This is a genomic window from Tepidimonas thermarum, assembly GCF_007556705.1.
Taxonomy (GTDB): Bacteria; Pseudomonadota; Gammaproteobacteria; order Burkholderiales; family Burkholderiaceae_C; genus Tepidimonas; species Tepidimonas thermarum.
Genome location: NZ_VJOL01000017.1, coordinates 1 through 21,261, shown reverse-complemented (window position 1 = coordinate 21,261; position 21,261 = coordinate 1). Strand labels below are relative to the sequence as shown.

The 21,261-nt window shown below is 70.6% G+C and carries 21 protein-coding genes; 14 read left to right on the top strand and 7 right to left on the bottom strand.

Annotated features, from left to right (window positions below; translation table 11 throughout):
* The first annotated feature begins 119 nt into the window (after positions 1 to 119).
* From Tther_RS05875 to Tther_RS05865, 3 genes are read left to right on the top strand one after another with little or no spacing between them, the layout of a single operon-like run.
* Positions 120 to 1,055: a ketopantoate reductase family protein gene (locus Tther_RS05875; protein WP_143901876.1), complete on the top strand. Its 936-nt coding sequence runs from the start codon at positions 120 to 122 to the stop codon at positions 1,053 to 1,055.
* Positions 1,056 to 1,109: 54 nt separating this feature from the next.
* Positions 1,110 to 1,958, top strand: coding sequence for a formyltetrahydrofolate deformylase (gene purU, locus Tther_RS05870; protein ID WP_143901875.1), 849 nt, complete (start codon positions 1,110 to 1,112; stop codon positions 1,956 to 1,958).
* Between the two features lie 14 nt (positions 1,959 to 1,972).
* A complete protein-coding gene (locus tag Tther_RS05865) occupies positions 1,973 to 2,842 on the top strand; it encodes a LysR substrate-binding domain-containing protein (RefSeq protein WP_143901873.1) in 870 nt (289 codons plus the stop codon).
* Between the two features lie 13 nt (positions 2,843 to 2,855).
* On the opposite strand, the gene Tther_RS05860 is transcribed toward Tther_RS05865, so the two are convergent.
* A complete protein-coding gene (locus Tther_RS05860) occupies positions 2,856 to 3,281 on the bottom strand; it encodes an Hsp20/alpha crystallin family protein (RefSeq protein ID WP_143901871.1) in 426 nt (141 codons plus the stop codon).
* 261 nt (positions 3,282 to 3,542) lie between these two features.
* Between Tther_RS05860 and Tther_RS05855 the strand changes: the two genes are divergently transcribed.
* The 4 genes from Tther_RS05855 to Tther_RS05840 are packed head-to-tail and all read left to right on the top strand — an operon-like array spanning position 3,543 to position 8,169.
* Complete coding sequence (locus Tther_RS05855) at positions 3,543 to 5,042, top strand: FAD-linked oxidase C-terminal domain-containing protein (protein ID WP_143901869.1); 1,500 nt, start codon at positions 3,543 to 3,545, stop codon at positions 5,040 to 5,042.
* Positions 5,043 to 5,090: 48 nt separating this feature from the next.
* The gene (locus Tther_RS05850) at positions 5,091 to 6,821 is read left to right on the top strand and encodes a sensor histidine kinase (RefSeq protein WP_143901867.1); all 1,731 of its coding nucleotides are present in this window, start codon (positions 5,091 to 5,093) and stop codon (positions 6,819 to 6,821) included.
* 37 nt (positions 6,822 to 6,858) lie between these two features.
* Entirely contained in the window at positions 6,859 to 7,794 is a 936-nt protein-coding gene (locus Tther_RS05845) for a delta(1)-pyrroline-2-carboxylate reductase family protein (RefSeq protein ID WP_143901865.1), read from the top strand.
* Between the two features lie 30 nt (positions 7,795 to 7,824).
* The gene (locus Tther_RS05840) at positions 7,825 to 8,169 is read left to right on the top strand and encodes a RidA family protein (RefSeq protein WP_143901863.1); all 345 of its coding nucleotides are present in this window, start codon (positions 7,825 to 7,827) and stop codon (positions 8,167 to 8,169) included.
* Positions 8,170 to 8,212: 43 nt separating this feature from the next.
* On the opposite strand, the gene Tther_RS05835 is transcribed toward Tther_RS05840, so the two are convergent.
* Entirely contained in the window at positions 8,213 to 8,632 is a 420-nt protein-coding gene (locus Tther_RS05835; RefSeq protein ID WP_143901861.1) for an Lrp/AsnC family transcriptional regulator, read from the bottom strand.
* A gap of 155 nt (positions 8,633 to 8,787) precedes the next feature.
* Here Tther_RS05835 and Tther_RS05830 point away from each other — a divergent pair, with 155 nt between their 5' ends.
* Positions 8,788 to 9,852: an ornithine cyclodeaminase gene (locus Tther_RS05830; RefSeq protein WP_143901860.1), complete on the top strand. Its 1,065-nt coding sequence runs from the start codon at positions 8,788 to 8,790 to the stop codon at positions 9,850 to 9,852.
* A 108-nt stretch (positions 9,853 to 9,960) separates the two neighbouring features.
* Here the strand turns inward: Tther_RS05830 and Tther_RS05825 are convergent, their stop codons facing one another.
* Positions 9,961 to 10,425 carry an Lrp/AsnC ligand binding domain-containing protein gene (locus Tther_RS05825; RefSeq protein WP_143901858.1) on the bottom strand — a complete coding sequence of 155 codons (465 nt, stop codon included), beginning with the start codon at positions 10,423 to 10,425 and terminating at the stop codon, positions 9,961 to 9,963.
* Positions 10,426 to 10,551: 126 nt separating this feature from the next.
* On the opposite strand from Tther_RS05825, the gene putA reads away from it, so the two are divergent.
* Positions 10,552 to 14,184: a bifunctional proline dehydrogenase/L-glutamate gamma-semialdehyde dehydrogenase PutA gene (gene putA / locus Tther_RS05820; RefSeq protein WP_143901856.1), complete on the top strand. Its 3,633-nt coding sequence runs from the start codon at positions 10,552 to 10,554 to the stop codon at positions 14,182 to 14,184.
* Between the two features lie 3 nt (positions 14,185 to 14,187).
* On the opposite strand, the gene Tther_RS05815 is transcribed toward putA, so the two are convergent.
* A complete protein-coding gene (locus Tther_RS05815) occupies positions 14,188 to 14,907 on the bottom strand; it encodes a YggS family pyridoxal phosphate-dependent enzyme (RefSeq protein ID WP_143901854.1) in 720 nt (239 codons plus the stop codon).
* Between the two features lie 10 nt (positions 14,908 to 14,917).
* On the opposite strand from Tther_RS05815, the gene Tther_RS05810 reads away from it, so the two are divergent.
* Genes Tther_RS05810 through Tther_RS05800 form a run of 3 tightly spaced genes read left to right on the top strand, consistent with a single transcriptional unit; the run spans position 14,918 to position 18,078 of the window.
* A complete protein-coding gene (locus tag Tther_RS05810; protein WP_143901852.1) occupies positions 14,918 to 15,961 on the top strand; it encodes a type IV pilus twitching motility protein PilT in 1,044 nt (347 codons plus the stop codon).
* Between the two features lie 33 nt (positions 15,962 to 15,994).
* Positions 15,995 to 17,131 carry a PilT/PilU family type 4a pilus ATPase gene (locus Tther_RS05805; protein ID WP_143901850.1) on the top strand — a complete coding sequence of 379 codons (1,137 nt, stop codon included), beginning with the start codon at positions 15,995 to 15,997 and terminating at the stop codon, positions 17,129 to 17,131.
* Positions 17,132 to 17,154: 23 nt separating this feature from the next.
* The gene (locus tag Tther_RS05800; protein WP_143901835.1) at positions 17,155 to 18,078 is read left to right on the top strand and encodes an NAD(P)-dependent oxidoreductase; all 924 of its coding nucleotides are present in this window, start codon (positions 17,155 to 17,157) and stop codon (positions 18,076 to 18,078) included.
* 41 nt (positions 18,079 to 18,119) lie between these two features.
* Here the strand turns inward: Tther_RS05800 and Tther_RS05795 are convergent, their stop codons facing one another.
* Genes Tther_RS05795 through Tther_RS05785 form a run of 3 tightly spaced genes read right to left on the bottom strand, consistent with a single transcriptional unit; the run spans position 18,120 to position 19,843 of the window.
* Positions 18,120 to 18,794: a BON domain-containing protein gene (locus Tther_RS05795; protein ID WP_425472808.1), complete on the bottom strand. Its 675-nt coding sequence runs from the start codon at positions 18,792 to 18,794 to the stop codon at positions 18,120 to 18,122.
* Complete coding sequence (locus Tther_RS05790; RefSeq protein ID WP_143901833.1) at positions 18,791 to 19,396, bottom strand: SIS domain-containing protein; 606 nt, start codon at positions 19,394 to 19,396, stop codon at positions 18,791 to 18,793. The genes Tther_RS05795 and Tther_RS05790 overlap by 4 nt, the downstream gene beginning before the upstream one ends.
* A 21-nt stretch (positions 19,397 to 19,417) precedes the next feature.
* Entirely contained in the window at positions 19,418 to 19,843 is a 426-nt protein-coding gene (locus Tther_RS05785; RefSeq protein WP_143901831.1) for a YraN family protein, read from the bottom strand.
* Positions 19,844 to 19,856: 13 nt separating this feature from the next.
* On the opposite strand from Tther_RS05785, the gene rsmI reads away from it, so the two are divergent.
* Positions 19,857 to 20,792, top strand: coding sequence for a 16S rRNA (cytidine(1402)-2'-O)-methyltransferase (rsmI, locus tag Tther_RS05780; RefSeq protein ID WP_425472807.1), 936 nt, complete (start codon positions 19,857 to 19,859; stop codon positions 20,790 to 20,792).
* A gap of 26 nt (positions 20,793 to 20,818) precedes the next feature.
* A complete protein-coding gene (locus Tther_RS05775; protein ID WP_143901829.1) occupies positions 20,819 to 21,190 on the top strand; it encodes a DUF502 domain-containing protein in 372 nt (123 codons plus the stop codon).
* Positions 21,191 to 21,261 lie beyond the last annotated feature (71 nt).

Sequence of the window (21,261 nt, the reverse complement as noted above, 5' to 3'; positions counted from 1 at the left end):
CGCTGGCCCGGGGTGAACCCACGTGGGCGCCGTGGCGGGCGCCTACGTGCGTGGGTGCCACAGATGGTGGCCCACCCCGAGCTGCGGCTTTGTTGCGTCACTGCCAACCCTGCTCCACCATGACCCCTGCATCCACCCCCATGCCCGCAACGCCACCCCGTTTCGCCGTGTTGGGCGCCGGCGCGGTGGGCGGCTATTACGGTGGGCTGCTGGCCCGCGCCGGGGTGCCGGTGGTCCTGATTGGCCGCCCGGCATTCGTGCAGGCGGTGCGCGCGCAGGGCTTGCGGCTGCAAACCGCAGCGTTCGACGAGCGCATCCGCGTGGCGGCGGACACCGACGCCGCAGCCGCCGCGGGCGCGGACGTGGTGCTGGTGTGCGTCAAGTCCGGCGACACCGAGGCCGCCGGTGCCGCGCTGCGCCCCCACCTGGGGCCGCACACCGCGGTGCTGAGCCTGCAAAACGGCGTCGACAACGCCGAGCGGCTGGCCTGCGTGCTCGGGCGCCCCGTGGTGCCGGTGGTGGTGTACGTGGCCGCCGGGGTGGAGGCTCCGGGCCATGTGCGCCACCATGGCCGCGGCGAGCTGGTGCTGGCGCCCTTTGCGCAGGCCGCGCGCGTGCAGGCTGCCTTTGCCCAGGCCGGCGTGGCGACGACGGTGTCGGACGCGGTGCCCCAGGCGCTGTGGACCAAACTGGTCATCAACTGCGCCTACAACGCGCTGTCGGCCATCACCGCCCGGCCCTATGGCTGGCTGTGGGCGCAGTCCGGCGTGCCAGAGCTGCTGCGGCAGGTGGTGCGCGAGTGCGTCGCCGTGGCGGCAGCCGATGGCATCAACCTGGACGCGGCGGCGCTCGAGGCGGACGTGGCCCGCATCGCCACCAGCATGGCCACGCAACTGTCGTCCACCGCGCGCGATCTGTTGCGCGGCCACACGACGGAGATCGATCACCTCAACGGCTACGTGGTGGCGCGCGCCCGCGCGCACGGCCTACCGGCCCCGGTCAATCAGGCGTTGCAAACCCTGGTGCACCTGTTGGAGTCGGGCCGCGGCGCCTGAACACGCACCCCGCGCGCACGCGCCGGCCGCAGCCAAGCTGCGACAATCGCCCCCATGCGAGACACCTACGTCCTGACCCTGTCCTGTGCGGACAAGCCCGGCATCGTGCACGCCGTCTCCGGCTTTTTGCTGGAGCTGGGCGGCAACATCGAAGAGGCGGCCCAGTTCAACGACCGCGACAGCGGGCGCTTTTTCATGCGCGTGCAGTTCACCTGCCCCGGTCGCGACACCGACGCGTTGCGCGCGGCGGTGCAGGGTTTTGGCGCCGCCCAGGGCATGAGCTGCAGCCTGCACCCCTGGCACGAGCCGATGCGCACCGTCATTTTCGTGAGCCAGCAGGGGCACTGCCTCAACGACTTGCTGTTCCGCTGGAAAAGCGGCCTGCTGCGGCTGGACATCCGCGCCATCGTCAGCAACCACCGCGACTTCTATCAACTGGCTGCCGGCTACAACGTCCCCTTTCACCACATCCCGGTCAGCGCCGCCACCAAGGCGCAGGCCGAGGCGCGGCAGCTCGACATCATCGAGGCCGAAGGCGCCGAGCTCGTGGTGTTGGCGCGCTACATGCAAATCCTCTCCGACGGCATGTGCGAGCGGCTGGCCGGGCGCGCGATCAACATCCACCACAGCTTCCTGCCCAGCTTCAAAGGCGCGCGGCCGTACTACCAGGCGCACGAGCGCGGCGTCAAGCTCATCGGCGCCACCGCCCACTACGTGACGGCGGACTTGGACGAGGGACCGATCATCGAGCAGGACGTGGCGCGCGTGGACCACAGCATGACGGTGGACGACCTCACCGCCATCGGGCGCGACACCGAAAGCCAGGTGCTGGCGCGCGCCGTCAAGTGGCACAGCGAGCACCGCGTGCTGCTCAATGGGCAGCGCACGGTGGTGTTCCGGTAATCCCACGGCTGACCATGGCGCCGCGCATCCCCCCCATCCAATGCCTGCTGACCTTCGAGGCGCTGGCGCGCCTGCGCAGCGTCACCCAGGCGGCGGACGAGCTGTGCGTCACCCCCAGCGCCGTCAGCCACCGCATCCGCCAGCTCGAGGAGCAGCTGGGGGTCAAGCTGTTTGGACGGGCGGATTTTTCCCTCACCACCGAGGGCAGCGAATACCTGGCGCAGGTGCGCGAGGCCCTGGCCGCGCTGCAGCGCTTCCCGAGCCGGCAGGCCACGCCGGGGCGGCGCAAGTTGCGGCTGGCGGTCACGCCGACGTTTGCGCGCTCGATCCTGATGCCGCGGCTCAAGCACTTTGCCGAGGCCTACCCCGAGATCGACCTGACGCTGCAGGTCAGCATCCCGCTGCTGGACGTGGTGGCCGAGGATGCGGACCTGACGATCCGCTTTGGCACCGGGCGCTACCAGGACGTGGAATTCACCTGCATCCTCAAAGACGAGGTCACGCCGCTGGCGTCGCCGGCGTTTGCGCGCGAGCACGGACCGTTCGAAAAACCCGAGGATCTGGAAGGTCTGCCGCTGCTGCGCAGCCCGCTGGAGCCGTGGCGCACCTGGTTTGCCGCGCACCACCTGGATTGGCCCGAACCCAGCGACGGCTCGCAGTTCAACGACATCGGCCTGATGTGCGACGGCGCCGCCGCGGGCATGGGCGTGGCGCTGGTGCGCCTGAAATTGGGCGCCCCGTGGCTGGACAACGGTACGCTGGTGCGGCTGTACCCGCACAACGTACCCAGCCCCCACGCGCACTACCTGTGCTGGCGCGCGGGGGCGATGGAGCGCTGGGAATGTGCCACGTTCGCCGAATGGCTCAAACAGGCCGTCCGGTGAACGCGCCCGCGCCTCACTCGACGCGGATGCGCTTGCCCGCCACGGCCGCCTTCTTCGGCAGGGTCAGCGTCAGCACGCCGTTTTCGTAGCGGGCGCTGGCCGTGGCCTCATCGACGTCGCTGGGCAAGGCAAAGCTGCGCGACACCTGGCCGTAGTAGCGCTCGCTGTGCAGCACCTTGTCGCCGTCGCGCTTGACGTCCTCCTGGCGCACCTCGGCGCTGAGTGTGACGACGTTGTTTTCGACGGTGACGTGGATGGCGTCCTTGCTGACACCCGGCAGTTCGGCCGAAATCGTGTAGGCCTGGTCGGACTCGCTGATGTCGACCTTGATTTGCTGCGGCAGCGGCTCGCCGTGCAGCGGCCGGATGTAGAAGCCCGGCGCCAGATCGCGGAAAAATTCGTCGAACAGGCTCATGCGGCGCGGAATCAGGTTGCTCATCGTGACCTCCTTGGGGATGTGGAGAACCGTTTGGCAGCCCCGCCAGCGCCTCCACCCCCGCAGGCGGGACCGTGCATCGATACCTCCAACATAGGGACACGCGCGGCAGGCTTCAAGACCCCCGCCATGGGCCTTTGACACAGGTCAAAACCGCCCGGCCCGCACGGGCTTCACAGCGCGATCAAGGATTTTTCAGCCACCGGCGTGCACACTGGCCTACACTGTTTGCCAACGCCGCCGCGCGCCACCCGTGCCCCGACCATGACCGCTTCCGACACGCCCGAATCCCGCGCCGTGCAGCGCGCCGACCGCCAGGCCGAGGTGGTGCGCGCCCTGTCGCTGGTGCTGCCACCGCACGCGCTGCTGTGGACCGCCGAGGACACCACCCCATACGAATGCGATGGCCTGACCGCCTACCGCGAGCGCCCGCTGGCCGTGGCCCTGCCCGAGACCGAGGAACAGGTGCAAGCGGTGCTGCGCACCTGCCACCTGCTCAAGGTGCCGGTGGTCGCGCGCGGCGCCGGCACCGGGTTGTCGGGCGGCGCGCTGCCACACCCGCTGGGCGTGACGCTGTCGCTGGCCAAGTTCAACCGCATCGTCGCCATCGACCCGCTGGCGCAAACCGCGGTGGTGCAGGCGGGGGTGCGCAACCTGGCCATCAGCGAGGCCGCGGCGCCCTACGGCCTGTACTACGCGCCCGACCCCAGCAGCCAAATCGCCTGCACCATCGGTGGCAACGTCGCCGAAAACTCGGGTGGCGTGCACTGCCTCAAGTACGGCCTGACGCTGCACAACGTGCTCAAGGTGCGTGGCTACACGGTGGAGGGTGAGCCCATCACGTTTGGCGGCGACGCGCTGGATGCGCCGGGGCTGGATCTGCTGCCCCTCGTCGTCGGCTCCGAGGGCATGCTGGCGGTGACGCTGGAGGTCACCGTCAAGCTGACGCCAACGCCGCAGCTGGCGCGCTGCATCATGGCCAGCTTCGACGACGTGCGCAAGGCCGGCGATGCGGTGGCGGCGGTGATCGCAGCCGGCATCATCCCCGCCGGGCTGGAGATGATGGACAGGCCCATGACCGCCGCGGTCGAGGACTTCGTGCACGCCGGCTACGACCTCGACGCCGAGGCGATTCTGCTGTGCGAATCGGACGGCACGCCCGAGGAGGTGGCCGAGGAAATCGAGCGCATGAGCGCGGTGCTGCGCGCGGCGGGCGCCACGGCGATTGCCGTCAGCCGCGACGAGGCCGAACGGCTGCGCTTCTGGAGCGGGCGCAAGAACGCCTTTCCGGCCAGCGGGCGCATCAGCCCCGACTACATGTGCATGGACTCGACCATCCCGCGCAAACGGCTGGCCGACATTCTGCTGGCCATCCAGGCCATGGAAAAGCGCTACGGCCTGCGCTGCGCCAACGTCTTTCATGCAGGCGATGGCAACCTGCACCCGCTGATCCTGTTCGACGCCAACGACCCCGACCAGCTGCAGCGCGCCGAGCGCTTTGGCGCCGACATCCTGGAGACCAGCGTCGCCATGGGGGGCACGGTCACCGGCGAGCACGGGGTGGGGGTGGAAAAGCTCAACAGCATGTGCGTGCAGTTCAGCGCCGAGGAGCGCGAACAGATGTTCGCCCTCAAACGCGCCTTCGACGAGCACGGCCTGCTCAACCCCGGCAAGGTCATCCCCACCCTGCAGCGCTGCGCCGAATACGGCAAGATGCTGGTGCGTGGCGGACGGCTGGCCCACCCCGATTTGCCGCGCTTTTGACGCCGCCGTCGCCCGGCGGCGGGCGGGGCTTGCGCTACAGTTGCTGGCATGCAACCGCCGCCACGCGACCCCTGGCCTGAACACCTGCCGCCGTCGTTCTTTGCGGCCCTGGCGGGCGACGCTGCGGAGCCGCCGCCCGACGATGCGGCACCGGTCGCCGAAGACGACGCGCTGCGCCTGCTGCGCGCGTTGCCGGACGGGGTGCTGAGCCTGGACGCCACGCTGCGCTGCCGCCACGCCAACCCGGCCATCCAGGCGCTGCTGCGGCCACACCTGACCTGGGATCAGATCGACGGCCTGCCCTGGCACGAAGCGGTGGACGACGACTGGATCGACACCCTGCTGCCGTGGGTGGCGCCGGCACTGCGCGGCGAGCCGGGGCGCATCGCGGTCGAGCGCAACCGCGACGGCAGCGCCACCCATTGGGAGCTCGTGCTGCTGCCCGACCGCTGCGGCGACACCGTGGTCGGCTTGTTCGTGCTGCTGCGCGACGACACCGACCGCCAGCGCCAGCAAGCCGCGCTGCGCGAGCAGCAGCAGGATTTGCAGCAGCGGCTGCAGCGCCAAGACACCCACCTGGCGCTGCAACAGGCGCGCTGGCAGGCCCTCACGGCGGGGTTGCGCGACGCCGCGATTTTTTTTCTCGACCCCCATGGCGCCATCCAGGACTGGCCCGCCAGCGCCGAGCGCCTGCTGGGCTACGCCGCGCAGGACGTGCTGGGCACCACCGGGCCGGATGCGCCGCAGCGGCCGTACCCGCTGCCGCCCGACACCGCGCAGGCCCTGGAGCGCGCCGGTCTGCTGGGGCAGAGCGAATCGACCGGCTGGCTGCGCCGCGCCGACGGGTCGCGGCTGTGGGCGCACATGGTCTACGCCACGCTCAACGGCCCGGATGGCGAGGCCCTGGGGACGGCCTGCCTGGTGCGCGACATGACCGAGCTGCGCCGGCTGGAGGAGCTGCTGCGCGAACTCAACCAGGCGCTGGAGCGCAAAGTGGAGGAGCGCACGCGCCAACTCCAGGCGCTCAACCAGGACCTGGAAGCCTTCTCATACTCCGTCTCGCACGACCTGCGCGCCCCACTGCGGCACATCAACGCGTATGTGCAGCTGCTGCGTGAGGACCTGGGCGAGCCGCTGTCGCCCGACGTGGCCGAGGACCTGCGCACCATCGAAGGCGCTGCGACCCACATGGGACAGCTCATCGAGGGGCTGCTGGCCTTTGCGCGGCTGGGCCGCGCCGACCTCAACCGCCAGCCCGTGGACATGCTGGACCTGCTGCGCAGCAGCCTCAACCGCGTGCGCCACGACCCCGCCCTGCGCCGCCCCGATGGGGCATGCGAGGTGCAGCTGCCGGCGGCGCTGCCGGCCGTCGAGGGCGACCCGCTGCTGCTGTCCCAGGTGTGGGACAACCTGCTGGGCAATGCCTTCAAGTACAGCCGGCCGCGGCAGCCCGCGGTGATCGCCATCGGGGGCGAGGTGCGCCCCGGGCCCGATGGCGCCCCCGAGGCGGTGTTTTGGGTGCGCGACAACGGCGTCGGCTTCGACAGCACCCGGGCCACGGGGCTGTTTGGCGTCTTTCAGCGCCTGCACCGCGCGCAGGACTTTGAAGGCACCGGCATCGGCCTGGCGCTGTGCCGCCGCATCGTCGAGCGGCACGGCGGCCGCATCTGGGCCGACAGCCGTCCGGGCGCCGGCGCCACCTTTGCCTTCGCGCTGCCGCTGCCGCGCAACGCCAGTGCCGCGTCGGAGCCTCCGTTGGACACCGCACCGACCGCCTGAGCACGCCCTCCTGGGCGCCCACCCCGCCCCTTCGACCATGCCACCATCGACCGTGCTGGACGCCGCTGCCACCGCTGCCGCGCTGCCCTATCCCGCCCTGGCCGACGCCATCGCGTCGCTGCTGCACGACGACGGCGTCACCGTGCCGCCGCGCCTGGTGCAACCGCTGCCCGGTGGCGGCAGCCTGTTCGTCATGCCGGCCAACGACGCGGCGGTGGCCATCACCAAGCTCATCACGTTCGTCCCCGACAACCCGGCGCACGGACGCCCCGCCATCCAAGGCGACATCGTCGTCTTTGACGTGCGCACGGGGACGCGCCGCGCGCTGCTGGACGGCCCCACCGTGACGGCACGGCGCACGGCCGCGGTGACGCTGCTGGCGGCGCGGCACCTGGCGCGCCACCGCGAGGGGCCGCTGCTCATCGTGGGGGCCGGCGTGCAGGGCCGCGCGCATCTGGAGGCGCTGGCCACCGGGCTGGGCGTGCGCGCGGTGCGCATTGCGTCGCGCACGGCCGCCAGCGCCGACGCGCTCGTCGCCCATGCGCGCGCGCTGGGCTTGCACGCGCAGCGCGTCGACGACGCCAACGCCGCCCTGGCCGCCTGCCCGCTGGTGGTGAGCTGCACCTCGGCACAGGCGGTGGCGCTGCACGCCCGCCCGCGGGCGGATGCCTTCGTGGCCGCGGTGGGGGCTTTCACACCGCGCATGGTGGAGTGGGCACCCGACGTGTGCCAGCACCTGGCCGCCACCGGCACGCTGGTGGTGGACACGCGCGACGCCGACCACGAAGCCGGCGACTTGCTGCAGGCCGGGCTGGACGTGGCCGCCTTGCCCACGCTGGCCGACGTCGTGCGCAACACCCCGGCATGGCAGCGGGCGCGCCGCCCTGACGGGCCGGTTTTCTTCAAAAGCTGCGGCTGGGCCGGCTGGGATCTGGCCGCCGCGCGCTGCGTGCTCGCCGGCTTGGCCGGCTGATCCCCGTTGGCATTTTTCAGGAGTTTTTTTATGGTGCAACGCTTCGACGTCGGACCGCGCCTGTCCGAGATGGCCATCCACAACGGCACGGTGTACCTGGCCGGCCAGGTGCCCGACGATGCCACCCAGGACATCGAGGGCCAAACGCGCCAGGTGCTGGGCATGATCGACGCCCTGCTGGCGCGCGCCGGCACGGACAAAACCAAGCTGCTCATGGTGCAGATCTTCCTGGCCGACCTGGCCGACTACGACGGCATGAACCGCGCCTGGGACGCCTGGGTGCCCGCTGGCCACACGCCACCGCGCGCCACCGTCCAGGCCCGCCTGGCCAAGCCAGCGTGGAAGATCGAAATCGTCGCCACCGCGGCGCTGTGACGCCAACCGTCGCAGCGCGTGCGCCCACGCCGCCTGCGCACGCTCAGCGGTAGGTGCGCAGGTGGATGCTGGTCTCGGTGCTGTGGATGCCCTTGATCAGCCGGATGCGCTCCAGGATGTCGGACAACTCGTTCATCGAGGTCGCCTCCAGTTCCGCCAACAGGTCCCAGCGGCCGTTGGTGTCATGCAGCTTGACCACGCCCGGCTCGCCCAGCAGGCTGGCGATCACCGCGCGCGTCTGGTTGCCTTCCACCAGCACGCTCATCCAGGCGCGGATGCGCTCGGGCTCGGACTCCGGGCGCAGCCGCACCGTGTAGCCCAGGATCACCTGCGCGTCTTCCAGCCGGCGCAGGCGGTTGGTCACGGTGCCGCGCGACACCTTCAGTTTGTACGCCAGATCGGCCACGCTCAGGCGCGCATTGCGCCGCAGCAGCGCGATCAGGGCCTGGTCCAGTTCATCCATGGCCACCCCGGATTTTGACGATTTGACAATTTACTCCTGACATTTCGACAGACTTTCGCCAAAACGTCAACATTTTGCCGTTTTACATTGACTGCGGGGCGGTGGACACTCTGGGCCTGATCCGCAATATCGCCAAACAAAACCGGAGACCCCGTATGACGACCCGTTCCACCCCCCGCCTGGCCACCCGCTACCTGAGCGCCCCCACCCTGGTGCACCTGGTGCAGACGCTGGGGGTCGAGACCTGCCTGCGCGGCATCGCCGAGCACATCCGCGCCGACTTTTTGCGCTGGCCCGACTTTGACAAAAGCGCGCGCGTGGCCAACCACTCGGCCGTCGGCGTGATCGAGCTCATGCCCATCGCCGACGACGCGCTCTACAGCTTCAAGTACGTCAACGGCCACCCCAAAAACACCCGTGAGGGGCTGCCCACGGTGATGGCCTTTGGCGTGCTCGCCGACGTGGCCACCGGCACCCCGCTGCTGAGCGAACTGACGCTGACCACCGCGCTGCGCACCGCGGCCATGTCGGCCGTGGCGGCGCAGGCGCTGGCCCGCGCGGACAGCCGCGTCATGGCGCTGATTGGCAACGGCGCGCAAGCCGAATTTCAGGCGCTGGCCTTTGCGCACCTGCTCGGCATCCGCGAACTGCGCCTGTTCGACACCGACCCGGCCGCGACCGACAAGCTCAGCGCCAACCTGCGCGACAGCGGCCTGGTGCTGACGCGCTGCGCCAGCACGGCCGAAGCGGTGCGCGGCGCCGACATCGTGACCACGGTCACGGCCGACAAGACCAACGCCACCATCCTGACGCCGGACATGATCGCACCTGGCATGCACATCAACGCCGTCGGTGGCGACTGCCCCGGCAAGACCGAGCTGCACCCCGACGTGCTGCGCGGCGCGCGCGTGTTCGTCGAATACGAGCCGCAAACCCGCATCGAAGGCGACATCCAGCAGCTGCCGGCCGACTTTCCGGTCACGGAGCTGTGGCAGGTGCTGGCCGGCCAGGCCCCCGGCCGGCGCAGCGCCGACGAGGTCACGGTGTTCGACTCGGTCGGTTTTGCGCTGGAGGACTTCGCGGCCCTGCGCTTCGTGCACGCGCAGGCGCAGCGCCTGGGCCTGGGCGAGACGCTGGACCTGATCCCGGACCTGGACGACCCCAAGAACTTGTTCGGCCTGCTGCGTCCGCGCACCGCGTCGCTGCGCCGCGCCGCGTGAGGTGGCCTGAGACGACGTGATGCAACCCGGGGCGGCGGCGCCTGGCCACAGGCACTGGCCCCAGACACCCGGCACCCGGCGCATGCCGGCCCCCGATGCCCACCGCCGTCAGAACAACGGCAGCCGGTGGGTGTGCTTGACCTCCTCCATCACCGCATAGGTGCGCGTCTCGCGCACCCCCGGCAACTGCCACAGCACGTCGCCGGCAAAGCGCCGGTAGTCGGCCATGTCGGCCACGCGCGTCTTGACCAGGTAGTCAAAGCCACCGGCCACCATGTGGCACTCCAACACCTGCGGCGCAGCCTGCACCGCCGCCTTGAACTGCTCGAACACGTTGGGCGTGGTGCGGTCGAGCAACACCTCCACGAACACCAACAACCCACCGCCCAGCTTGGCGGGGTTGAGCCGCGCCTCGTAGCCCAGGATGTAGCCCTCGCGCGTGAGGCGCTGCACGCGCGCCAGCACCGCTGTCGGGGACAGGCCGACGGCTTCGGCCAGCTTGAGGTTGGCGATGCGTCCGTCACGCTGCAGCGTGTCGAGGATGCGCAGATCGATGCGGTCGAGGTCGTGCATGGCAATACCGTCCCATTCGCGTCAGCGTGGTATTTTTCACTATTTTTACCTATAAATACGAAATTTCATTTTTCTTTTTTGCCATCAAACTTGATGCATCGACTGCTTTGCTGACCTCGATGCGCCATGAACGCCCCCGTCGCCTCCCCCTGGCTGCAAGCCGCCGCCTCCGCACCGTTTGCCGACCCCGTACCGCCACGCGCGGCCACCATGGGCGCGCTGGCACCGTTGCAGCGCGCACCGGAAACCGAATGCATCCCGGCACTGCTCGAACAGGCCCGCCTCGGCGCCGCGCAGCGCGCCCGCGTCACCGAGCGGGCCCAGCGCCTGGCCGCGGGGCTGCGTGCGCGCGCCCCCCAGGCCGGGCGCGAGGGGCTGGTGCAGGCCCTGTTGCAGGAATACGCCCTGTCCTCGCAGGAGGGCGTGGCGCTGATGTGCCTGGCCGAGGCGCTGCTGCGCATCCCGGACGCGGCCACGCGCGATGCGCTGATCCGCGACAAGATCGGCCGCGGTGACTGGCGCGCCCACCTGGGCCGCAGCCCATCGCTGTTCGTCAACGCTGCCACCTGGGGTCTGCTGCTGACCGGCAAACTCACCGCCACGCACAGCAAAGCGGGGCTGGGCGGTGCGCTGGCGCAGCTGCTGCGCCGCGGCGGCGAACCCCTGGTGCGCCAGGGGGTGGATTTGGCGATGCGACTGCTGGGCGAGCAGTTCGTCACCGGCCAGACCATCGCCGAAGCGCTGCAACGCGCCCGGCGGCGCGAGGCGCAGGGCTTTCGCTACTCCTATGACATGCTGGGCGAGGCCGCGCTGACCGCCGCCGACGCGCAGCGCTACTTCGACGCCTACCGCGCCGCCATCGACGCCATCGGCGCTGCCAACGATGGGCGCGGCGTCATCGACGGCCCCGGCGTGTCCATCAAACTGTCGGCGCTGCACCCGCGCTACAGCCGTGCCCAGGCCGCGCGGGTGATGGCCGAGCTCTACCCGCGCCTGTTGGCGCTGGCGCAGGCGGCGCGGGCGGTGGACATCGGGTTGCACATCGACGCCGAGGAGTGCGAACGGCTGGAGCTGTCGCTGGACCTGCTCGAGCGGCTGTGCCACGAGCCGTCGTTGGCCGACTGGCACGGCATCGGCTTCGTCATCCAGGCCTACCAAAAGCGCGCGCCAGCCGTGGTCGACCATGTGATCACGCTGGCGCGGCGCAGCGGCCACCGCCTGCTGGTGCGCCTGGTCAAGGGCGCCTACTGGGACAGCGAGATCAAGCGTGCCCAGCTCGACGGGCTGGACTACCCCGTCTACACGCGCAAAGCCTACACCGATGTGTCCTACCTGGCCTGCGCGCGGCGCCTGCTGGCCGCGCCGGAGGCGGTGTTCCCGCAGTTTGCCACCCACAACGCGCAGACCCTGGCCGCCATTTACGAAATGGCCGACCCCGCCACCTGGCACCCGCACCAGTACGAATTTCAGTGCCTGCACGGCATGGGCGAGCCGCTGTACGAGCAGGTGGTCGCGCCGGTCGAAGCCGGCGGTCTGGGCCGGCCCTGCCGCATCTACGCGCCGGTGGGCACGCACGAGACGCTGCTGGCCTACCTGGTGCGCCGCCTGCTGGAAAACGGCGCCAACACCTCGTTCGTGCACCGCATCGCCGACGCCAGCGTAGCGCTGGAAGCGCTCACCGAAGACCCGGTCGAGACGGTTCAGGCGTGGGCGCGTGCCGAGGGTGCGCTTGGCCTGCCGCACCCGCGCATCTCGGCGCCCGCGACCCTGTACGGTGCCGTGCGCGCCAACAGCACGGGGCTGGACTTGACCGACGAGGGCGCGCTGCAATCCATCGCCAACGCCCTGGCGGCCAGCCGCGCCGCGCCGCTGTGCGCCGGCCCGCTGCTCGCGCCCGAGGCAAACGCCACGCCAGCCGCCAGCGCGCCTGGCCCCGAGCGGACGATCGTCAACCCCGCCCAGCACGCCGAGCGCGTGGGCACGGTGGTGGACGCCACGCCGGCCCAGGCCGACGCCGCGGTGGCTGCCGCCACGGCGTTTGCCCCCGCATGGGCGGCCACCCCGGCCACGGCACGCGCCGCCGCGCTGGCCGGCGCCGCCGATGCGCTGCAGACCGAGCTGCCGGCTTTCGTGGCGCTGCTCATGCGCGAGGCCGGCAAGACCGCCGGCAACGCCGTGGCCGAGGTGCGCGAGGCCATCGACTTTTTGCGCTACTACGGCGCCCAGGTCAGCGACGCGCGCTGGCCGCAGGACGCCGCGCCGCTGGGCCCCGTGGTGTGCATCAGCCCGTGGAACTTTCCGCTGGCCATCTTCACCGGGCAAATCGCCGCCGCCCTGGCGGCGGGCAACCCGGTACTGGCCAAGCCGGCCGAGCAAACGCCCCTGGTGGCCGCGCGCATGACGGCGCTGCTGCACGCCGCCGGCGTCCCGCGCGCCGCGCTGCAACTCTTGCCCGGCGCGGGCGAGACGGTGGGGGCGGCGCTGGTGGCCGATGCGCGCATCGCTGGCGTGGTGTTCACCGGCTCCACCGAGGTGGCGCGCCTGCTGCAACGCGCGCTGGCGGGGCGCACGCGCACCGGCTCCGATGGTCGCGTCCACCCGCTGCCGCTGATCGCCGAAACCGGCGGCCAAAATGCCATGGTGGTGGACACCTCGGCGCTGCCCGAGCAGGTGGTGCAGGACGTCATCACGTCAGCCTTTGACAGCGCCGGACAGCGCTGCTCGGCCCTGCGCGTGCTGTGCGTGCAAGAGGAAGCGGCCGAGCGCCTGCTGACCCTGTTGCGCGGTGCCATGGACGAGCTGCGCGTGGGCGACCCGGCGCGGCTGGCCACGGATGTCGGCCCTGTGATCGACGCCGAGGCGCGCGCCGCCATCCTGGCGCACATCGAGGCGATGCGCGCGCGCGGCTGCCGCATCTGGCAAACCGCGCTGCCACCCGAGGCTGCGGCAGGCACCTTTGTGCCGCCGACGGTGATCGAAATCGACGATCTGTCGCTGCTGCAGCGCGAGGTGTTTGGTCCCGTGCTGCATGTGCTGCGCTGGCGGCGCGCGGCGCTGCCCGCCCTCATCGAGGCCATCCACGCCACCGGTTATGGGTTGACCTTTGGCGTGCACAGCCGCATCGACGAGACCATCGCGCAGCTGACGCAGCGCGTGCGCGCGGGCAACCACTACGTCAACCGCAACCTGGTGGGGGCGGTGGTGGGCGTGCAGCCCTTTGGCGGCGAAGGCCTCTCGGGCACCGGCCCCAAGGCAGGCGGCCCGCTGTACCTGTACCGGCTGCTGGCGCAGGCACCGGCGGATGCGGTCGAGCGCGCCCTGGGTTTTGCCGGCGCGCCTGCGCCCAGCGACTGGCGCGCCCCCGTGGTCCTGTGCGGCCCGACGGGGCAGCGCGACGAATACCGCCTGCTGCCACGCGAGCGCGTGTTGTGCGTGGCGGCCGACACCGCCACCCGCGCGGCCATGGTCGCGCGCGTGCAGGCCCTGGGCGCGCAAGCGCTGACGCTGCCCGGTGACGGGCCTATCGCGCCGGCGTTGGCGCAGCTGCCGGCCCCACCGCAGGTGGCGTGGTTTGCCGGCGATGCCGCGGCACTCATCGCGCTGCAGCAGGCCTTGGCCACCCTGCCCGGCCCCGTGGTGCCGGTGATCACCGGCGCGCCCGATGCAGCGCTGCCGCCAGCCGGGCTGCTGGTCGAGCGCAGCCTGAGCATCAACACCGCCGCCGCTGGCGGCAACGCCACGCTGATGGCGCTGGACTGACGCTCACGCCGGGGCGGCGGCGTAGGCGCGCCGCCCAAAGATCGCGCTGCCAACGCGCACCATCGTGCTGCCGGCGGCGATGGCCAGCTCCAGGTCGTCGCTCATGCCCATCGAGAGCGTGTCGAAAGCGGGCGGATCGCCCAACGCGGTGCGCACGCGCGCAAACAGCGCCGCGGCGTCAGCAAACACCGCCAGCATCGCCGCCGGGTCGGGCTGGGGGTCGGGGATGCACATCAGCCCGCGCAGGCGCAAGCCGGGCAGTTCGGCCACCGCCTGCGCCAGCGCCACGGCCTGCTCGGGCGCCACACCGGCCTTGGTCGGCCCGCCGTCGACATTGACCTGGATGCACACCTGCAGCGGCGGCAACTGGGCCGGGCGCTGCGCGCTCAGGCGCTGGGCGATTTTGAGGCGATCGACCGACTGCACCCAGTCGAAGTGCTCGGCCACCGGCCGCGTTTTGTTGCTCTGCAGCGGGCCGATGCAGTGCCACTGCAGCCCCGTCACCCCCGCGGCGCGCAGCGCGACGATCTTCTCCACGCCCTCTTGCACGTAGTTCTCGCCAAAGGCGCGCTGCCCGGCTGCGGCGGCCGCTGCCACCGCCTCGGGCCCAAAGGTTTTGGAGACGGCCAGCAGGGTCACGCTGGCGGGCTCGCGTGCGGCGGCGCGACAGGCCGCGTCGATGCGCGCACGCACGGCTTGGAGCTTGTCGGCAATCGTTGCCATAATGGGCTGCATGGACGTGACTCAACTGCTCGCTTTCGCGGTCAAGAACAAGGCGTCGGACCTGCACCTGTCCGCTGGGCTGCCGCCGATGATACGGGTACACGGCGACGTGCGCCGCATCAATGTCGAGCCGCTGGACCACAAGCAGGTCCACGCGATGGTCTACGACATCATGACCGACGCGCAGCGCAAGGCCTACGAGGAGTTTTTGGAGTGCGACTTCTCGTTCGACATCGCCGGGCTGTCGCGTTTTCGCGTCAACGCCTTCAACCAGCACCGCGGGGCGGCGGCGGTGTTTCGCACCATCCCGTCCAAGGTGTTGACCCTGCAGGACCTCAACTGCCCGCGCATCTTTGCCGACTTGGCCATGAAGCCGCGCGGTCTGGTGCTGGTCACCGGCCCCACCGGCTCGGGCAAATCCACCACCCTGGCGGCCATGGTGGACCACCGCAATGAGCACGACCCGGGCCACATCCTGACCATCGAAGACCCCATCGAATTCGTGCACGAATCCAAAAAGAGCCTGGTCAACCAGCGCGAGGTGGGGCCGATGACGCACTCCTTCGCCGCGGCGCTGCGCTCGGCGCTGCGCGAGGACCCGGACGTGATCCTGGTGGGCGAAATGCGCGACCTGGAAACCATCCGCCTGGCCATGACGGCGGCGGAGACCGGCCACCTGGTCTTTGGCACGCTGCACACCTCCAGCGCGGCCAAGACCATCGACCGCATCGTGGACGTCTTTCCGGCCGAGGAAAAGGAGATGATCCGCGCCATGCTGTCCGAGTCGCTGGTGGCGGTCATCTCACAAACGCTGCTCAAGACCGCCGACGGCCGCGGGCGCGTGGCCGCGCACGAAATCATGATCGGCACCCCTGCGATCCGCAACCTGATCCGGGAAAACAAGGTGGCGCAGATGTACTCGGCCATCCAAACCGGCCAGCAATACGGCATGCAGACGCTGGACCAGGCGCTCATCGACCTCGTGCGGCGCAACGTCGTCACGGCCCAGGAAGCCCGCAGCAAGGCCAAAAACCCGGAAAATTTCCCCGTCTGACGGGCAGCGCCAGCCGCCGCCAAGGAGCGCGCCATGGAACGCGATCAAGCCAGCCAATTCATCCACGAGCTGCTGCGGCTGCTGGTCAGCCGCAACGGCAGCGACCTGTTCCTGACCGCCGACTTTCCCCCGGCGATCAAGGTCGATGGCGTCATCACCAAGGTCTCGCCGCAACCCCTGACCGGGCAGCACACCCAGGCGCTGGCGCGCGCCATCATGAACGACAAACAGGCCGCGGAGTTCGAGCGCACCAAGGAGTGCAACTTCGCCATCGCACCGGCGGGCATCGGGCGCTTTCGCGTCAACGCCTTCGTGCAGATGGGCAAGGTGGGGCTGGTGCTGCGCACCATCCCGGCGCGCATCCCCACCATCGACGAGCTGGGCCTGCCGCAGATCCTCAAGCAGCTGGCGCTGTCCAAACGCGGCATCTGCATCGTGGTCGGCGGCACCGGCACCGGCAAATCGACCACCCTGGCGGCGATGGTGGACTGGCGCAACGAACACACGCACGAGCACATCGTCACCATCGAAGACCCGGTGGAGTTCGTGCACCAGCACAAAAACTGCATCATCACCCAGCGCGAAGTCGGCATCGACACCGACGACTGGCAAATCGCACTCAAAAATTCGCTGCGCCAGGCGCCCAACGTGATCCTGATGGGCGAAATCCGCGACCGCGAGACCATGGAGCACGCGATCGCGTTTTCCGAAACCGGCCACCTGTGCCTGGCCACGCTGCACGCCAACAGCGCCAACCAGGCCATGGAGCGCATCATCAACTTCTTTCCGCAGGACCGGCACGCCCAGCTGCTCAAGGACGTCTCGCTCAACCTGCGCGGCATGGTGGCGCAGCGGCTGCTGCCACGCGAAGACGGCAAGGGCCGCGTGGCGATCGTGGAAGTGCTGCTCAACAGCGCCCTCATCGCCGATCTCATCATGAAGGGTGAGATCAACGAGATCAAGGAGGTCATGAAGCGCAGCACCGAAGTCGGCATGCAAACCTTCGACCAGGCGCTGTTCGACGCCTTCGAGGCGCACCAGATTTCCTACGAGGACGCGGTGCGCAATGCCGACTCGCAAAACGACATCAAGCTGCGCATCAAACTCGAGAGCCAGCGCGCGCGCAACAGCGACCTCGCCGCCGGCACCGAACACCTGCAAATCGTCTGACCCCCACCACGCACCGCCCCACCATGCCAACCGTTCACCCCAAGACCGCGTACGCATCCACCCCCGCCCAGCGCGTGGCCTTTTTGGGCCTGGGCGTGATGGGCTGGCCCATGGCCGCGCATGTGGCGCTGGCCGGACACGAGGTCACGGTCTACAACCGCACGGCCGCCAAGGCCGACGACTGGGTACAGGCCATGCACGGGCGCGGCCTCACGCGCGTGCGGCAGGCCGCCACGCCACGCGCGGCGGCCGAGGGTGCGGCGTTCGTCATGGCCTGCGTGGGCAATGACGACGACCTGCGCAGCGTCGTGCTCGGCCCCGATGGGGCGCTGGCGGGCATGGCGCCCGAGGCGGTCTTCGTCGACCACACCACCGCCTCGGCCGAGGTGGCGCGCGAGCTCTACGCCGCCGCGCGCGCGCACGCCTGCCACTTCGTCGATGCGCCGGTCTCGGGCGGGCAGGCGGGTGCCGAAAACGGCCAGCTCACCATCATGTGCGGCGGCGACGCCGCACCTTTTGAGCGCGCCCGCCCTGTGATGCTGGCCTACGCGCGCGCCGTCACCCTGCTGGGCGACAGCGGCTGCGGGCAGTTGGCCAAGATGGTCAACCAAATCTGCATCGCCGGCTTGGTGCAGGGGCTGGCCGAGGGCATTGCCTTTGGCCAACGCGCCGGGTTGGACATGAAGCGGGTGCTGGAGGTGATCGGCAAAGGCGCGGCGCAGAGCTGGCAGATGGACAACCGCGGCGCGACCATGATCGACGACCGCTTCGACTTCGGCTTTGCCGTGGACTGGATGCGCAAGGATTTGGGCCTGGTGCTGGACGAGGCGCGCCGCAACGGCGCGCGGCTGCCGGTCACGGCGCTGGTGGACCAGTTTTACGCCGACGTGCAGGCCATGGGCGGCGGTCGCTGGGACACCTCCAGCCTGATTCGCCGCCTGCGTTGACGCAGCGGCCGCGCTGGGGCGCGCGGGCAGCCGCAAGCGCGTCAGCGGCTGGCCGGGGCCGCTTCGCTGGGCGCCGGGGCCGCCTGCAGGCGCGCCAGCTCGGCCTCGCTGATGATTTCGAACACGCGCACCACCCGCTGCACGCCCGGCACCACGCGCGCGACCTCGGCCGCCCGGTTGGCCTCGCGCTGCGTCACCCGGCCCATCAGGTAGACCGTGCCACGCTCGGTCACCACCTTGATGGCGTTGGCCGAGAGGTCCTGGGCATCGACGAACGCCGCCTTCACGCGCGCGGTCACCAGCGCGTCGGCGGAGCGTGCGGTCAACGACGGCGACCCCATCACGGCCAATTCGTCCACCAGGGCGGCGACGTTTTCCACGCCCTGCACGATGCGCAGCACCGTTTGGCGGTCGGCTTCGGAGGCCACCTCGCCCGTCAGCAACACGCGCCGGTTGAAGCTGGTCACCGTCACGCGCGCGCGCTCGCCAAGCTGCTCGCGCAGCCGGTTGCCCGCCTTGAGTTCGATGGTCTGGTCTTCGAGTTGGGTGGCAGCGGTGCGCCGGTCGGTGGCCACGAGCACCGTACCACCGACCGCGGCGCCTGCCACGATCGGCGCACAGCCGCTCAACGCACCCAGCGCGGCGGCCAGCGCCAGCGCGGCAAGCCCCACGCGCACGGCGCTGGGGGTGGGCGATTCGTCTGAGGTCATCGTCATGGTTCGAGGTTCTCCGTTTCGGTTTCTTCACCCAGCAACTGCACGTCGATGGCGTCGCACAGCGCGTGCAGGGCCACCAAGTGGGCCTCGTACACGCGTGCCGGTCGCTCGGTCGGTACGGTCACCAGCACATCGGTGTCTTTGAGGACGTCGGGCAGCTCCCCCGGGCGCGCCCCGGTCAGCGCCACCACCACCATCTCCCGCTCGTGCGCCGCGGCAATCAGCGCCAGGGCATCGGCCGTCGGGGCAGCGGCAATCACCACCAGCACATCCCCCGGCACGCCCAGGGCGCGCAGCTGCCGCACCACGGCCGGGCCCGCGCCGTCGACACCCGCGGTCACACCCGCCAGCGGGTGGCCCCCCAACGCCAGCGCCGGCAGCTCGGGGCGCTCCCGCTCGAAGCGGCCCACCCACTGCGCCACGAAGGCCTGCGCCAACACGGCCGACACCCCTGCGCCCCAGACCAGCGCCTTGCCGCCGCCGGTCAGGCCCGCCAACAGCGCGGCCGCGGCCGCCTCCAGCGCCGGGCCGACGGCCTGCGCACACTGGTACTGCAGGTCGGCCCCATCGACGAAATGCTGCTGGATCCGGTGCAAAAGCATGGGCGCAATCTTATCGGTTCGTCAATCCCAGCCGCTGGCGTCGAAGGCGCCGCGCAGCCATTGGATGCGAGGCGGCTGCGCCGCGCCGAGTTCCCCGTCCACCACCACGGCGTCGAACCGGCAGGGTGGCACCTGCGGCAGCCGCGCCAAAAAGTGCCGCGCCGCAAACACGATGCGCCGCTGTTTGCGCAGACCGATGCTGGCGGCCGCCCCGCCGTGGTCCGCGCGGCTGCGCTGCCGCACTTCGACGAATACCAAGGTGCCGTCGGCGTCGGCCATAATGAGATCGACTTCGCCACCCCCGCGCCCGGGGCTGCGCAGGTTGCGCCGTATCAGGCGCAGGCCGTGGGCCTGCAGGTACTGCAAGGCCAGCGCCTCTGCCGCATCGCCGCAGGCCTTGGTGCTGGGGCGCGCGCCCGCAAGCCGGCCCGCCTTGTCTGTTGCCATCCCCGTTGCCATCGTGAACGTTCCTCCCCCGCCTGCGGCGGCCCTGGCCGCCGAAACGCACGGCCACAGCCCCGAACTGGCAGCCAGCCAGCATTATCCGGCGGGCGCGCTCTACGTCGTGGCCACCCCGATCGGCAATCTGGCCGACATCACGCTGCGCGCGCTGCACGTGCTGCGCCTGGTCGATGCCGTGGCCTGCGAAGACACCCGCCACACCGCCCACCTGCTGCACACCTACGGGGTGCAGGCCAGTCTGGTCGCGGTGCACGAACACAACGAGGCCCGTGCGGCGGCGGCCATCGTCGAGCGGCTGCGCGCCGGGCAGCGCATCGCCTACGTCAGCGACGCCGGCACCCCGGGGGTGAGCGACCCCGGCGCCCGGCTGTGCGCAGCGGTCTGGGCGGCCGGGCTGCGCTGCATCCCGGTGCCGGGCGCCAGCAGCGTCACCGCGTTGCTCAGTGTGGCCGGCATCGTCGGCGCGGAAACGACCATCATCGGCTTTTTGCCGCCCAAGGGCCGCGCGCGCCAGCAGGCCTGGCAGCGCTGCGCGGCGCTGCCCACCGCCCTGGTGCTGCTGGAAGCGCCGCACCGCATCGACGCTCTGGCGGCCGAACTGGCGGCCTGGGGCAGCCGCCCGGTCACCGTCGGGCGCGAGCTGACCAAGCGCTTCGAGGACATCGTCACCCTGCCGTGCGCGCAACTGGCGGCATGGCTGGACGCCGACGCCCACCGGCGCCGCGGCGAGTTCACGCTGGTGGTGCACCCCCCCGCCGCCGACGCTGCCGGTGAGAGCGACGCGCTGCCCGCCGAAGCCCAGCGGGTGCTGGACCTGCTGCTGCAGGAACTGCCCGTCAAGACCGCGGCGCGGCTGGCCAGCGCCATCACCGGCGCGCCCAAGGGTGCGCTCTACCAGGCGGCGCTGGCGCGGCGCCCGCCGTCACCCGACTGACACCCACGCCTGCTACACCGCACGCCATGAAACGCCTGTCCCAGTACTTTGTGCGCGGCCTGCTGGCCGTGTTGCCGATGGGCGTGACGCTGTACCTGCTCTATGCGCTGGTGGTGTGGTCGGAGCGGCTGGCCCTGACCCTGCCGCGCGCGGTGATCGGCGACGTTTACGTGCCCGCCCTGGGCCTGCTGCTGGCGGCGGCCGTGGTGTTGCTGGCTGGCTTTCTCGTGTCCACGCCAACCACGGCACGCCTGCTGAGCTGGGTGGAGCTGCCCTTGACCAACCTGCCGCTGGTCAAAAGCATTGATTCCTCGCTGATCGCCTGGCTGGCCACCGACCCGACCGCCGATCCGGCCTGGGACGGCATCCGCGACCGGCTGCAGCGGGCGGCCGCCTAGCGCCAACCCCATGATGGGGCTTCATGCCATGACCAACCCCAACCTCTACAGCCTCTTTCAACAGACGTTTT